The sequence below is a fragment of the Lactobacillus taiwanensis DSM 21401 genome, assembly GCF_001436695.1.
GTDB lineage: Bacteria > Bacillota > Bacilli > Lactobacillales > Lactobacillaceae > Lactobacillus > Lactobacillus taiwanensis.
In genome coordinates this window covers 113,982-127,406 of record NZ_AYZG01000051.1, presented here as the reverse complement: position 1 = coordinate 127,406, position 13,425 = coordinate 113,982, and the positions used below count along the sequence as shown (strand labels likewise).

The window sequence follows — 13,425 nt, the reverse complement described above, 5'->3', positions numbered from 1 at the left end:
CCTCTAGTCCTTTTCACTAATAAATATTAAATAGATAAAAACTAGGATAATTCCAATGGTAATCGCACTATCCGCAACGTTAAAAATATTAAAATTAATAAAATCTAACTGCAGCATATCAATTACATATTTGAGATGTAAGCGATCAATAAAATTACCAATAATTCCGCCTAAGACTAAGGCTAAACCAGTATCAAAGAGACCATTTTTATATCTGGGATTAAAAAGATAATAAATTACAACTGCAATTGCAGCGATACTAATCAAATAGAATAAAACTATTTGACCGCTAAAGATATTCCAGGCAGCCCCATCATTTTGTAAGTAAGTAAATGATAAAATACCCGGAATAACTGTTTTTTCTTCACCGATTTTAAAATTTGAGACGATATAACTTTTTAAAACCTGATCAGCTATAACTACTAATAAAGAAATTATTAAATATAAGGCTTGTTTAGCTTTATTCATTAGAACAATCCTGAAATCTTTCCATCATTATCTACATCAATATCTAAGGCAGCAGGATGTTTCGGTAATCCTGGCATATCTAAAATTGAACCAGTTGCAACAACGATAAAACCAGCACCATTTTTTAATGCCAGATCTTTAACATGCAAAGTAAAGTCTTCTGGTGCTCCTAAAATCTTCTTTTTATCAGTAAAGCTATATTGCGTCTTAGCAATAATTACTGGTAAGTGATTTTTATCAATTTTCTTAATTTCAGCTAATTGCGTCTTAGCCTTATCTGAATATTCAATATCCTTAGCATGATAGATATTATGAGCAATTTTACTAATTTTCTCTTCAACAGAATCTTCTGACTGATAAACGGAGGTAAAGTCACCAACTTTATTAGTTAACTCTACTACCTTCTCAGCTGCCTTAATTCCGCCTTTAGAGCCTTCATCATGATAAGAAACAACTTCACATTCAAACCCATCCTTTTGAACAAGTTCTTTTAGCTTAGACAGTTCTTGATCAGTATCGCTAGCAAATTTATTAATTAACACCATTACCGGTACACCATAGTGTGCCATATTTTCCATATGACGTTTTAAGTTAGCAAATCCCTTCTCTAGTGCTGGGATATTTTCTTCATCTAAGTGATCAGTTGTTCCTTCAGCTTGATACTTCAATGCTCTAACAGTTGCAACAACGACAACTGCATCTGGACGCTTATCTAGGTGATTTGAAACAAAATCCATAAATTTCTGTCCACCAAGATCTGCGCCAAAGCCAGCCTCAGTTAAAACATAGTCACTTAAATGTAAAGCTGTATTAGTAGCAATAACTGAATTTGCACCATGTGCAATATTTGCAAATGGTCCACCGTGAACAATTGCAGGAGTATGTTCAAGCGTTTGAACTAAATTAGGCTTTAATGCAGTTGCTAAAAGAGCAGCAATAGCTCCTTCAAACCCTAAGTCTTTAACATAAACAGGTTCATCTTTAACAGAAAAGCCAACTAAAATATTTCCAATTCGTTTCTTTAGGTCATTAATGTCAGTTGCTAAACATAAAATAGCCATCAATTCATTAGCTACTGTAATTGCAAAGCTGGCTTCATGTTCAATTCCATTAAAACGTGATCCTTGTCCAATAGTGATTTTCCTTAAAGTACGATCATTAACGTCAATTCCACGTTTTAACAAAATTCGATTTGGATCTAGCTCTAAGCTATTATCCTGATAAATATAGTTATCAACTAAAGCAGCTAAAGTATCAATAGCACTAGTTAGAGCATGCATATCTCCTGTAAAGTGCAAGTTAATATCTTCCATGGGGATAATTTGCGCATAACCACCACCAGTAGCTCCACCCTTTAACCCAAAAACAGGTCCCATTGAGGGTTCTCTTAATGCAATTAAGGTATCTTTGTGAAGTTGGTTGCTAATCGCATCCCCTAACCCAATAGTAATGGTTGACTTCCCTTCACCAGCAGGAGTTGGACTAATTGAAGTGACTAAGATTAGCTTACCAAGCTTATTATTTTTTTTAATTCGCTTAATACCACTCCAGCTAATCTTAGCCTTATCGCTGCCATAAAGTTCAATTTCTTCAGGCTTAAGGCCAATTTTTTTGGCAATTTCTGTAATTGGTAATTCCTTAGTACTTTGTGCGATCTCGATATCTGACTTCAAATTCATTTCTTCTTTCTTTTAAGTGCTAAAAACAAATAAGTATTAATTTTACTTTTTGCTTTATAGATTACGAATGCCTTCCATTGACATTTAATTTCTAAACTTTGAAGCTTAAATTTTTGACGGTACGGTAGTTTTACCCAAAAATCATCTGTTTCTTTTTGAAAGTAAGAATTAAGCCAAGTATAGATAACAATAACCACAAAAATAGCTCCTAAAATAATTGCAGGATAGCTAATTGATTTATTGCTTTCATATCCAATGATAAAGGCTACAAAAATCAGTGCTAAGAGCCAAGAGTAATAAATTACTCCAGGAGCTCCTAAAAAAATAAAATGTTTTTTCATGATTTAGAATTTAGGTCACACCCTATTTATTGATTACCTTTATTGTAACAAATAATAACGCAAATTTACGTTTTTGTTTAAATAGGCTTTCTAGACTATAATGTTAAGCAAACATATGGAGGTAAATAACTTTATGAAGATTGGCGTTTTAACTGACAGTTCATCCTATTTAACTAAAGAACAATGTGAAAAATACGGTATTGATGTATTACCGATTCCAATCATCTGGGACAAAAAAGAATATCTAGACTTAATTGATACTGGTTTTCATGAATTTTATGAGAAGCTAAATACATCTACTACTCTTCCTACTACGTCTCAACCTTCAGTCGGAACAGTTAAAAAGTATGTTGATAAATATGTTGATGAGAGTTACACAGATTTAATTATTATTACGCTCTCAAGTGGAATCTCTAGTTTTTACAATAATGTATTAAGCGTAGCAAATGAAGAAACACGGATTAAGATTCATCCCTTTGACTGTAAAATCACCTGTGCGGGTGAAGCAGATGCTGCTATTTTAGCTGGGCGACTAGTAAAAGCTGGTGCTGATATTGACTTAATCATGCATGACCTAAAAGACTTAAGAAACACTACAGATGTAAGATTTATGGTAGACAACTTAAATCATTTGAAGAGAACAGGTCGTTTATCTAATGCGGCTAGCTTTGTCGGTTCTATTCTAAAAATCAAGCCCATTTTATCAATGGATGTACAAAACGAAGGTAAAATTTCTGCAATTGCTAAAGAAAGGCAATACAAGCGTGCCTACAATCATATTAAAAAGGACTTTGATAAGCTAACGTCGAATATGCCTTATCCAATTCAATTAACAATTTTCCATGCAGATGATGCAGAAAGGGAAGCTGAATGGATTAACGATTATCAAACAAGTTTTCCTAAAGTTAAGGTTGATCAAAGTATTATCGGTCCAGTAGTTGGAGTTCATGTTGGTCAACACACAATGGCAATGATTTGGTGTCGAGACTTAGATTCCTATTTTGATGAAAATGGTAAACCACTTCTAAATGTTAATTCTCAGGCAGTTAAAGATTAAAAAGGCGAACACTACAAATCTCATGTAGTATTCGCCTTTTTTAATATCTAATTTTCACATGTAAATTATCATGCGTAGACGTATCGTAGAGAGTCTGTAAATAGAGTTCATACTGTGGATTTTCTGCAATTAATCGTCGATAAATTACAGACTTTTTAAGTTTTTGCAGTTCCTTTAAGTCAATATGATTCTTCCCGGTAAAGAAATGATAATTCATCTCGCCAAAAAGACGTCCCATTTGTCGAACGGTCATTAAATCATCGTGATTTCGATACAATTCATTCTGCATGAGTTCAGCTGAAATAGTTCCCAACTGAATATTTTCTAAATAATCATGAAAATGAGTTAAAGTCCAGTTCTGTTTTTCTTTATCAGTTAAATAGCCATCCATTTTAAAATGATGGCAAGTGTAGCTAATTTCTTTAGGAGAAACCTTAACTACACCATAACCTTGATCATTAGAACAAAAGCTAGCTGTGACAATTTCAGTAGCCGGACACGAATTTTGTGGTGGCATAATATTTTGAGCATGAATATGACCAGAAAAAACTAGCTTTACATTATATTGAGCCAATAATTTACGTAGTTCTCGATAATCGTCAACTACATATCCCTTATTTACCGCTAGATTATGAGCATAAAGATTGTGATGCATACAAAAAATCACGCGTAAATTATTTTGACTCGCATATTGAAGTTGTTCTTTAATCCATTTTCTTTGTTCCTTACCTAAAAAACCTGCTGTAGCTGGTGCAGTAGATGATTCTTCTTTTCCGTAATCATTAGAATCGGCCAAGATCAGCAAATAATCAGGATTAAGCTGAACACTATAAGCTAACGAATTGCGATCTATACTAAGTGCATTTTCATATGATTTCTTAAAAATGTTGCGCCACATTCTAGGACTTATTTGACCAGCATAATATTGTTTCTTACCACGAAACTCTCTAGCCCAACTATCATAAATATCGTGATTTCCAGGAACAACTAGTAATTTTGTCTTAGTCAGTGGTTTAAAAAGCTCAGCGAATTTTTCAGCAGAAACTCTTTCTCCATTAAAGGTTATATCCCCAGTAACAATAATTGCTGCTGGCTTCTTTTCTTCTGCCATTCTTGCAAAAGCGCTGAGTGCTATTTCTTGATAATAAAGATCTTTACCCTGACTAGTTTTTTGCATTTGTGAAAAAGCTTGCCCATGGTCATGTAGACTATCGGCAATTAAATGCGTATCGCTAATGACCCAAAAGCTTGTCTTTTTATCTTGCGTTAACATTCTTATCTCTTATTTGCCCAATATTGATAATAATCCGTTCTTAAATTACCATTATAGAATTTTCTCTTTTTAGTGGCCTTAGCACCAAAATACTTTTCAAATTGCGGATCAGAAGTTAAATAGTATTGGCTAAACGAAGAAAGTCGTCGTAAAGTTTGTCCCATCTCTTCATAAATTTTTTCAGCTGCTTCACGATCTTTAAGTCGTTTACCGTAAGGAGGGTTAGCAATAATAACGCCATTTTCTAAGTCAGTTGAAAAGTCCTTTACAGCAACTTGTTTAAATTTAATGTCTTGTAATACTCCAGCATTATGAGCGTTAACCTTTGCAATTTCTAAAATTGATTGATCAATATCGCTTGCTAAAATTGGTGCATGATCTTGCTTTTCTTGAGCTTTTGCTTTTTCTACTAATTCAGGATGAAGTTTTTTATCAAACCAATCAAAATTATCAAAAGCAAATTTTCTCCAAATGCCTGGGGCCACATTCTTAGCTTTTAAAGCAGCTTCAATGGCAATTGTTCCTGATCCAGTCATTGGATCAATAAAGGGATGTGTACCATCAAATGGTGTTAATTCAATTAATCCTGCAGCAAAATTTTCTTTTAAAGGTGCACCACCATGTTCAACACGATACCCACGTTTAAACAAACTTTGTCCAGTAGTATCTAAGCTTAGACGTGCCACATCTTTATAAATATGTATATCTAATGGATATTCGGCACCACTTTCTGGTAAAAAGCCACGTCTACGATATTGATCTGTTAGCTTATCTACGATGGCCTTTTTTACAATTGATTGTACATCTGGCTCAGAATGTAATTTACTACGTACACTTCTTCCTTTTACCGGGAATTGAGCATCTACTGGTAATAATTCTGCCCAATCATAACTATAGACTTCATCATATAGTTGATCAAAACTAGTAGCTTTAAATTCTTTTAGCAAAATTTTTACTCGATCAGCACTTCGAAGCCACAAGTTTGTTTTAACAATATCTTCCTGTGTTCCTTTGAAAAAGACACGTCCATTCTCTGTACTTGTTTTATAGCCTAAATTATTTAACTCTTTAGCAACAACGCTCTCAAAACCAGCTCCCATTGTTGCATATAATGTATATTCTTTCATCGTTATTTTCTCTATCTTCTTAAACTTTTCTATAAAAAAAGGTTGAGCCAAAGCTCAACCCTAACCTACAAATTTCTATAAGCCACGTTCTGTTCCAACAGGATCCGGTTAAATCCTATCTTCAGCGACCATCTATCTTCATAAAAATGACTTTGTCTTTAGTTCATTTGCTTAGACAAAAGCGCCCCTACCAAATTTGGGTTGCCCGCTTGCAGGGTTTACCTCGTTCCACCAGTAAAGTTTCCTTTACTGCTTCGTCACTGTGGCACTTTTCAGGATAGTCACACATGTCAAAAAATGATTTAGTGCTTTTTCCGCCGTAACTTGTTAAAAACAAGTCCCCCAGCTTATTGGGCTGAGTACAAAAACTACAAGCATCTCAGCTTGTGCGTGCGTGGACTTTCCTCAGCTAACATAAGTTAACCGCGATCGCTCGAAATTTGCAATAACTATTATATCATAGTTTTAATTAGCTTGGTAAGTTCTATCTTGTTGATTCATTCTTTGTTCAAGATTGTAAACTTTACGCTCTAAAGTAGAAATACGTTGAATCATAGCAACATTGGTAGTTAATTCTGGTGTTTCCTTGTCATCAGTATTACTACTGATAGCAGGCTTTTGTACAGTGTGAGGCGTATAAGTTTTAACGTCATCTTCAATTTCTTCATTTTTAAAGTCTAATTTTGGCGCTGTACTTTGACTTGATGCTTGATTATTCTTATTTTGTTCTTTTAACTCACTAATTTGAGTTTGTAAATCTTCGATAATTGTAGCAAAGGTACTATAATCAGAAATAATTGTATCAAGATATGAATCAACTTCGTCCGAATCATAGCCCTTCATCTTAGTTCTAAATTGTTTTTTTAAAATACTTTGTGGATTTAATTGAATATCATTTAAACTTGCCATTTGTTTCGTCAAACTCCTTATTTGCAGACAATTGTCTGTTTTTTATTTAGGCGATAAAGTGTTAACTAGTTTATAGCTCAATGGCACTCACTTTATCGTATACAACTAGTATAAGTTATAAGCTTTCTTCAAGCAATAATAGTGAGATTTTCTAAAAGATTTTTTATTATATTAGATTTATATTTTTAAGTATCGATAAATAATCAATAAAAATCATTTTCTTGTCGATGATTTTCTTCATATTCCTCTGCAGCTTCTTGCAAATCATAAAAATCAATTATATCAACTGGATAATCATGTTGTTCTTGATATTTTTCTATAACATCATAATCGTACTTAGGCTTACCAGGATGCTCTGGGTCATAGATTAAAACCGCACGATCAGTATGCCCCAGCATAAAATTCTGATAATTTTTTAATTGAGATGGACTCATATAAGGATAATTCGACGTAGAAGCTGTAAAATCAACTTGTTCGAGTAAATTTTGATATTTCGTTTGGTTATTTTCATTCCATCTTTTAGAAAATTCAAGATATGGCGTCATTAAGGCTGTATGAATATCATATTCATCTTGTAGTTGAACTGCTGTTTCTAAAGCCCACTGTTCAATTCCAAGATTTGCCCCGCTAATTACCCAATCTATTTTTCCTTCTTCAAGTAATCTTTTAAAATAATTATTTAGTGCATATTTAATTACAGCTAATTTTGGATCTTTATCACTAAATATACTTAATTCATAAGAACGATATCCAGTAACCCACAAACGCTTCATTACTGATTCCTCTTTCTCTAAAAATGATTTAAAATCTTTGCTATAATTCTAAACAGGAGTGATGTTGATGGTAAAATATCCAACAGGCAGTTTAACACATTATACTAAAGATCAAACTGACCTTTTGCATCCAAGAAAACAAAAACATCGCAAAGATGTAGTATTCTCTGATCGTGGAATGAACCTTGAACAGCAAATAAATGAATCAAATAAATATTATCTTCTTGAAGATATTGCTGTAGTTCACAAAAAGCCAACTCCGGTTCAGATTGTTAAAGTTGATTATCCTAAACGCTCCCGTGCAGTTATTAAAGAAGCATACTTTCGGCAAGCCTCTACAACGGATTATAATGGCGTATATCAAGGAAAATATTTAGACTTTGAAGCAAAGGAAACCAGAAATAAAAGATCGTTTCCTTTAAAGAACTTCCATGAACATCAAATTATTCATCTTGAAAGATGTTTAAAGCAAAAAGGAATCTGCTTTACAATTATTCGTTTTGTAACTCTTAATCGCTACTTTGTAACTCCTGCCAGCTTCGTAATTGAGGCTTGGAGAACACCGCATAAGAGTTCAATGACCCTTCAAGAATTGATTGATAATTCTGTTGAAATTGAGAGTGGATTTCAACCAACGCTTCCATACTTGGATGCAATAGATAATTTTATAGATAGATAGGAACAAAAAAGAATGGCAGATAATAATCAAAGGCCAACTAATTCTAGAATGGCAAACCTTCACCCTAATAAAGGTAAGTCTCGCAAACGAATTTGGCTACAAGTAATTAAGTGGTTCTTTATTGTAGCAATGTTAGTTGTTGTTTCTGGCATAGGTTTATTTGCATACTACGCTAAAGATGCACCAAGCATTTCGCAAGCTCAACTTCAAAGTGGAGGGACAAGTAGTCTGTACACCAGAGATGGTAAGTTTCTTCTTTCTTTAGGATCTGAAAAACGAACTTATGTTAATAATGAAGAGATTCCTAAAGAACTTAAAAATGCCATCATTTCCGTCGAAGATAGACGTTTTTATAAAGAAGGCATTGGACTTGATCCCATCAGAATTATCGGTTCAGTTTTAGTTAATGCTAGAAGTAAAGGTGTAGCCGCTGGTGGATCTACTATTACTCAGCAATTAGTTAAACTCTCAGTCTTCTCTACAGCTGCTTCTCAAAGAACCCTTCGAAGAAAGGCTCAAGAAGCTTGGCTTTCAATGAAGGTTGAACGAGAATTTAGCAAAGAACAAATTTTAGAATTCTATATTAATAAAGTATATATGAACTATGGTAATTACGGTATGGGAACTGCCGCAGATTATTACTATGGTAAAGATCTAAAAGATCTTGATTTAGCACAAACTGCTCTTCTTGCAGGCATGCCTAATGCTCCTGTTACTTATGATCCATATGTATATCCTGAAAAAGCTAAATATAGACGTGATATTGTTTTAAAATCAATGCTTAGAAATGATAAGATTTCTAAAGCCCAATACCAAGAGGCAATTAATGAACCAATCACTCAAGGATTACAACCTAGAAAAAATAATGCTACTTCAGAATTAAGAAAAGTAGATGATCCATATATTAAAGAAGTAATTAGTGAGGTTAAGAGTAAAGGATTTAATCCTTATAACGATAACTTAAAGATTACTGTCAATATTGATCAAGATGCTCAACAAAAACTCTACGATCTAGTAAATGATGGTTCTGTACCATTTACAAACGATAAGATGCAAGTTGGTGCTACAATTGTTGATCCAAGAACAGGACATATTATTGCTATTATTGGTGGACGTAAACTTCCATCAGTTCAATTAGGTTTAAATCGTGCGGTTCAAACCGGGCGTTCTACCGGTTCTACTATTAAGCCTGTCTTAGATTATGGTCCAGCGATTGAATATTTAAATTGGCCAACATCTCACATGTTAGATGATTCTAAATATGTCTACCCTGGTACTAATATTCAGCTATATGACTGGGATAACAAATACGAGGGAAAAATAACCATGCGTCACGCCCTAGAACAATCTAGAAACGTACCTGCAGTTAAAACTTTAAGTAAAGTTGGTGTTGCACGTGCCTCACTATTTGCGAGAAAAATGGGTGTTAATGTTCCCTCTGATTCAGGCTTATCAGTTGCGATCGGTGCAAATGCTTCTTCTCTGCAAATGGCTGGTGCATTTGCAGCATTTGCTAATAATGGTATTTACCATAAACCACAATTTGTTTCTAAAATTGAAACACCCGATGGCTTGACTAGAAATTATGATAGCAATGGTACTAAGGTTATGAAAGAATCAACAGCTTACATAATGACTGATATGCTGAAAGGCGTTTTAACTAAAGGCTCAGGAACACAGGCACGAATTAAAAATCTTTATGAAGCTGGTAAAACAGGTACAGTTAAATATTCTGATGAAGAATTAGTGAGATATCCTCAATATAAGAATTCTCCAAAAGATTCTTGGTTTGTTGGCTATACTAAACTTTATTCAATAGGAATTTGGACTGGTTACGATAATTTGAAAGATGGTACACCATCTGGCGTTGGTGCCTCATCGGCTCAACTTTTATATAAACAAATGATGTCCTACCTAATGAAAGACAAAGCTAATAAAGATTGGAACAAACCAAGTACAGTTGTTAGACGCAGAATTGCTAATGGTACACAGGATAAAGTTGTTTCTCCAAATGCAAGTAACTCTAGTTGGCAATTATTTGTTAAGGGACATGCGCCAAGTAATCCATACAGCGAAGTAACTGTTGACAAACGTAAAGATGAAGAAGACGATGACATTGATACAAGAATTGATACTGAAGATGATACTTCTTCTAAGGGACAATCTCATTCCCAAATTAGCTCTTCATCATCAAGTAGATCTCAACAATCTTCTAGTCAAAAACAATCATCTACTTCTGAAAATCGTAATTCTAATAATCAGAATAATAATCAACAAAACGAAAACAGATCTGACAATCAACAAAATAACAACAATTCGCAACAACAAAACCAAAATAATCAAAACAACAATCAAAACCAACAACAGAATCAGAAAAGCAACTCCAATAATCACTAAAATATAGCAAAAGAAATACCACAGAAGCGATAATAAACTTCTGTGGTATTTTCTTATTTTGTACTTAAAATTAAGCTATTTTAATGGTGGCAAAAAAGAATATGGATCTTGATTTTTAGTTCTAGCTGGCATTGTATACCGACCAAATAAAATCATGGCATGGTGTGTTCTAATCCATTCATCTTCTGGCAACAATTCTTCTAGTCTTTTTTCTACTTCATGTGGCGTAGCCTTCTCATCCACTATTTTAAATCGCCTAGAGATACGGGAAACATGTGTATCAACTGCAATTGCAGGTACTTTAAAGCCCTCAGCTAAAACAACATTTGCAGTTTTCTCTCCTACCCCAGGAAGAGTCATTAAAACTTTTTTATCCTTGGGAATTTTACCATTAAATTTTTCTGTAATAATTTGTGCTGTCTCTTTTAAATGCTTAGCTTTAGTACGATATAAGCCGATTGTCCGAATATGATCTTCAATATCTTTAATATCCGCTTGAGCCAAGCTTGCACTATCTGGATAATCGCTAAAGAACTTAGGCGTTGCTTTGTTAACCATTTTATCAGTTGTCTGTGCACTCATTAAAACAGCACATAACAAATGAAACTTTGTATCCCAGTGTAATTCACCTTTTGCGTCTGGATAAAGTGCAAGAATTCTTTTTAAAACTAATCGTGCCTCTTCATCAGATAAAAGCTTTTCCATCTAATCACCTAGTTTCGTTGAAGAAAGTTCTTAATTTGATCTGGTGTATTAAGACCATGACGTTGCCAATTCAATAAAATTCGATCAACATATTTAAAATTATACACTTGAGCCAAAATAGCCTCTCTAAGTGCTAATTTTACAATTTCGGGATTATAGTGGTCGATATTAAGCCACGCTGCGATTTCTTGCTTTTCTATTGGGCTTAAAAGTCGTCCAAATTCAATTTCAAATTGTCTAACCAATTCTTGAAGAGGATTTACTTTTCTTTTTTCTTCCACGTCAGAAGTTAGATTAAATTGATCGTCATTATTTGCGTCATTTTCATCAATAATTTTATCTAATTTTTGATACAAGAGATTTAAATCATAAAAATTAGTAATCCTACCCTCTTTATCCCTTTTTTGACCTAGTTCAATTATTTCCTTATCGATTAAATCTTGAATTATTTGAGAAATCTCAACAGGAGATAAGTTCATTCGTTCAGACAATTCATTATCACTAGGGAAAAAATTATTTGCCTGTTTAAAAGCTTCTAATTGCAATAAAAGCATAGCTTCGATTTCAGATAATTTTAAAGTCGGGTAATATCGTAAAAGACTATTAGAAATAACTGTAAAGCCTTCTTTTTGAATAGTGGCAAAAGATGCCATATGATTTTCCTTTCAAAAAAAGCTGAACTAACTTAGTTCAACTTTCTAAATTATATTAAATTATGGTTGCATTCTGTTAATTAGTCTTGGGAATGGAATTGCTTCACGAATATGATCAAGGTGACATACCCAGGCAATAGTACGTTCAAATCCCATACCAAATCCTGAATGAGGAACACCACCGAACTTACGAAGATCAAGATACCATTGATAATCTTTAAGATCTAAGCCAGCTTCTTCAATTTGTTGCTTCAAGATTTCGTAGTTACCTTCACGTTCAGAACCACCGAAAATTTCACCGTATCCTTCTGGTGCAATTACATCAGCACATAAGTATTCTTTAGGATTATCAGGATTCTTCTTCATGTAGAAAGGCTTAATTGTGGTTGGGTAGTTAACGATGAAGACTGGACGATCAAATTGGTCTGAAATGTATCCTTCATCAGGTGCACCGAAGTCATCGCCCCATTTAATATCACGGCCAGCTTCTTGAAGCATTTTAATAGCATCATCATATGAAAGACGAGTAAAGTTACCTTCTGTTGTTGGACGTAATTTTTCAGGATCTCTACCTAAAATCTTTAATTCGTACTCATTATTTTCAAGGACTTGTTTAACCATATAAGCCAAGTATCTTTCTTGGATATCTAAAGATTCATCTTGATGCATCCATGCCATTTCTGGTTCCATCATCCAGAATTCTGTCATATGACGACGTCCCTTAGATTCTTCTGCCCTGAATGTTGGTCCAAAAGTAAAGATCTTTCCATACGCCATAGCACCAGCTTCACCATATAATTGACCGGATTGTGACAAGTAAGCGTCATTGTTGAAGTACTCAACATGGAATAATTGAGTGGTGCCTTCTGGAGCAGAGTGCATAAAGATAGGAGCATCAAACTTAATGAATCCTTCTTTTTCGAAGAAATCAATAGTTGCTTTAAACATAGTATTTCTAATTTGCATAATAGCAAATGGACGCTTAGATCTTAACCATAAATGACGATTATCAAGTAAAAAGTCAACACCATGTTCCTTATTACCAATTGGGTAACCTTCGTTGTTAGAAACAATTTCTAAATCTGAAATTTGAATTTCATAGCCGAAGTGGGAACGCTTATCTTCGTGAACAGTACCAGTGATATAAAAACTAGCTTCTTGACGCAAAGATTTAGCAGCTTCGAAAACTTCTTCAGAAACATCATTCTTACGAATAACGCCTTGGAAAAATGCTGTTCCATCACGTAATTGTAAGAAGATAATCTTACCACTTGAGCGTTTATCAGTTAACCAAACATGCATTTTAACTTCTTGGTCTACATGTTTAGAAGAATCTTTAATTGAGATTAATTCTGTCATTACTT

The 13,425-nt window shown here is 33.9% G+C and carries 13 protein-coding genes and 1 other RNA gene; 3 read left to right on the top strand and 11 right to left on the bottom strand.

Features of this window, described 5'->3' with window-relative positions; translation table 11 throughout:
• Positions 1-3: 3 nt before the first annotated feature.
• From lspA to FD18_RS06860, 3 genes are read right to left on the bottom strand one after another with little or no spacing between them, the layout of a single operon-like run.
• Entirely contained in the window at positions 4-468 is a 465-nt protein-coding gene (gene lspA / locus FD18_RS06870; RefSeq protein WP_057719203.1) for a signal peptidase II, read from the bottom strand.
• A complete protein-coding gene (locus FD18_RS06865) occupies positions 468-2,147 on the bottom strand; it encodes a formate--tetrahydrofolate ligase (protein ID WP_057719202.1) in 1,680 nt (559 codons plus the stop codon). The genes lspA and FD18_RS06865 overlap by 1 nt, the downstream gene beginning before the upstream one ends.
• The gene (locus FD18_RS06860) at positions 2,144-2,488 is read right to left on the bottom strand and encodes a hypothetical protein (RefSeq protein WP_057719201.1); all 345 of its coding nucleotides are present in this window, start codon (positions 2,486-2,488) and stop codon (positions 2,144-2,146) included. The genes FD18_RS06865 and FD18_RS06860 overlap by 4 nt, the downstream gene beginning before the upstream one ends.
• Positions 2,489-2,621: 133 nt before the next feature.
• Here FD18_RS06860 and FD18_RS06855 point away from each other — a divergent pair, with 133 nt between their 5' ends.
• Positions 2,622-3,545 (top strand): DegV family protein, encoded by a 924-nt coding sequence (locus tag FD18_RS06855; RefSeq protein WP_057719200.1) that lies wholly within the window; start codon positions 2,622-2,624, stop codon positions 3,543-3,545.
• A 40-nt stretch (positions 3,546-3,585) separates the two neighbouring features.
• Here FD18_RS06855 and FD18_RS06850 read toward each other — a convergent pair whose 3' ends face one another.
• The 5 genes from FD18_RS06850 to FD18_RS06835 all read right to left on the bottom strand — a co-directional run bounded on the left by FD18_RS06850 (position 3,586) and on the right by FD18_RS06835 (position 7,627).
• Entirely contained in the window at positions 3,586-4,818 is a 1,233-nt protein-coding gene (locus FD18_RS06850) for a metallophosphoesterase (RefSeq protein ID WP_057719199.1), read from the bottom strand.
• 2 nt (positions 4,819-4,820) lie between these two features.
• The gene (locus FD18_RS06845; protein WP_057719198.1) at positions 4,821-5,945 is read right to left on the bottom strand and encodes a THUMP domain-containing class I SAM-dependent RNA methyltransferase; all 1,125 of its coding nucleotides are present in this window, start codon (positions 5,943-5,945) and stop codon (positions 4,821-4,823) included.
• A gap of 73 nt (positions 5,946-6,018) precedes the next feature.
• Positions 6,019-6,386, bottom strand: an RNA gene (rnpB, locus tag FD18_RS09445) — RNase P RNA component class B.
• Between the two features lie 24 nt (positions 6,387-6,410).
• Entirely contained in the window at positions 6,411-6,854 is a 444-nt protein-coding gene (locus FD18_RS06840; protein WP_057719197.1) for a DivIVA domain-containing protein, read from the bottom strand.
• A gap of 203 nt (positions 6,855-7,057) precedes the next feature.
• Positions 7,058-7,627 carry an SLOG family protein gene (locus FD18_RS06835; protein WP_057719196.1) on the bottom strand — a complete coding sequence of 190 codons (570 nt, stop codon included), beginning with the start codon at positions 7,625-7,627 and terminating at the stop codon, positions 7,058-7,060.
• 67 nt (positions 7,628-7,694) lie between these two features.
• Between FD18_RS06835 and recU the strand changes: the two genes are divergently transcribed.
• Together recU and FD18_RS06825 are read left to right on the top strand one after the other, a co-directional pair.
• Positions 7,695-8,306 (top strand): Holliday junction resolvase RecU, encoded by a 612-nt coding sequence (gene recU / locus FD18_RS06830; protein ID WP_057719195.1) that lies wholly within the window; start codon positions 7,695-7,697, stop codon positions 8,304-8,306.
• Positions 8,307-8,318: 12 nt separating this feature from the next.
• Entirely contained in the window at positions 8,319-10,703 is a 2,385-nt protein-coding gene (locus FD18_RS06825; protein ID WP_057719194.1) for a PBP1A family penicillin-binding protein, read from the top strand.
• 75 nt (positions 10,704-10,778) lie between these two features.
• Here FD18_RS06825 and nth read toward each other — a convergent pair whose 3' ends face one another.
• The 3 genes from nth to asnS are packed head-to-tail and all read right to left on the bottom strand — an operon-like array spanning position 10,779 to position 13,420.
• Positions 10,779-11,408, bottom strand: coding sequence for an endonuclease III (gene nth / locus FD18_RS06820; protein WP_057719193.1), 630 nt, complete (start codon positions 11,406-11,408; stop codon positions 10,779-10,781).
• 8 nt (positions 11,409-11,416) lie between these two features.
• Entirely contained in the window at positions 11,417-12,061 is a 645-nt protein-coding gene (locus FD18_RS06815; protein WP_057719192.1) for a DnaD domain protein, read from the bottom strand.
• 60 nt (positions 12,062-12,121) lie between these two features.
• On the bottom strand, positions 12,122-13,420 hold the full coding sequence (asnS, locus tag FD18_RS06810) for an asparagine--tRNA ligase (protein WP_057719191.1): 1,299 nt from the start codon (positions 13,418-13,420) through the stop codon (positions 12,122-12,124).
• Positions 13,421-13,425 lie beyond the last annotated feature (5 nt).

Coding starts and splice junctions, on each gene's coding strand:
- lspA (WP_057719203.1), bottom strand. CDS start 468: ATGAATAAAGCTAAACAAGCCTTATATTTAATAATTTCTTTATTAGTA.
- FD18_RS06865 (WP_057719202.1), bottom strand. CDS start 2,147: ATGAATTTGAAGTCAGATATCGAGATCGCACAAAGTACTAAGGAATTA.
- FD18_RS06860 (WP_057719201.1), bottom strand. CDS start 2,488: ATGAAAAAACATTTTATTTTTTTAGGAGCTCCTGGAGTAATTTATTAC.
- FD18_RS06855 (WP_057719200.1), top strand. CDS start 2,622: ATGAAGATTGGCGTTTTAACTGACAGTTCATCCTATTTAACTAAAGAA.
- FD18_RS06850 (WP_057719199.1), bottom strand. CDS start 4,818: ATGTTAACGCAAGATAAAAAGACAAGCTTTTGGGTCATTAGCGATACG.
- FD18_RS06845 (WP_057719198.1), bottom strand. CDS start 5,945: ATGAAAGAATATACATTATATGCAACAATGGGAGCTGGTTTTGAGAGC.
- FD18_RS06840 (WP_057719197.1), bottom strand. CDS start 6,854: ATGGCAAGTTTAAATGATATTCAATTAAATCCACAAAGTATTTTAAAA.
- FD18_RS06835 (WP_057719196.1), bottom strand. CDS start 7,627: ATGAAGCGTTTGTGGGTTACTGGATATCGTTCTTATGAATTAAGTATA.
- recU (WP_057719195.1), top strand. CDS start 7,695: ATGGTAAAATATCCAACAGGCAGTTTAACACATTATACTAAAGATCAA.
- FD18_RS06825 (WP_057719194.1), top strand. CDS start 8,319: ATGGCAGATAATAATCAAAGGCCAACTAATTCTAGAATGGCAAACCTT.
- nth (WP_057719193.1), bottom strand. CDS start 11,408: ATGGAAAAGCTTTTATCTGATGAAGAGGCACGATTAGTTTTAAAAAGA.
- FD18_RS06815 (WP_057719192.1), bottom strand. CDS start 12,061: ATGGCATCTTTTGCCACTATTCAAAAAGAAGGCTTTACAGTTATTTCT.
- asnS (WP_057719191.1), bottom strand. CDS start 13,420: ATGACAGAATTAATCTCAATTAAAGATTCTTCTAAACATGTAGACCAA.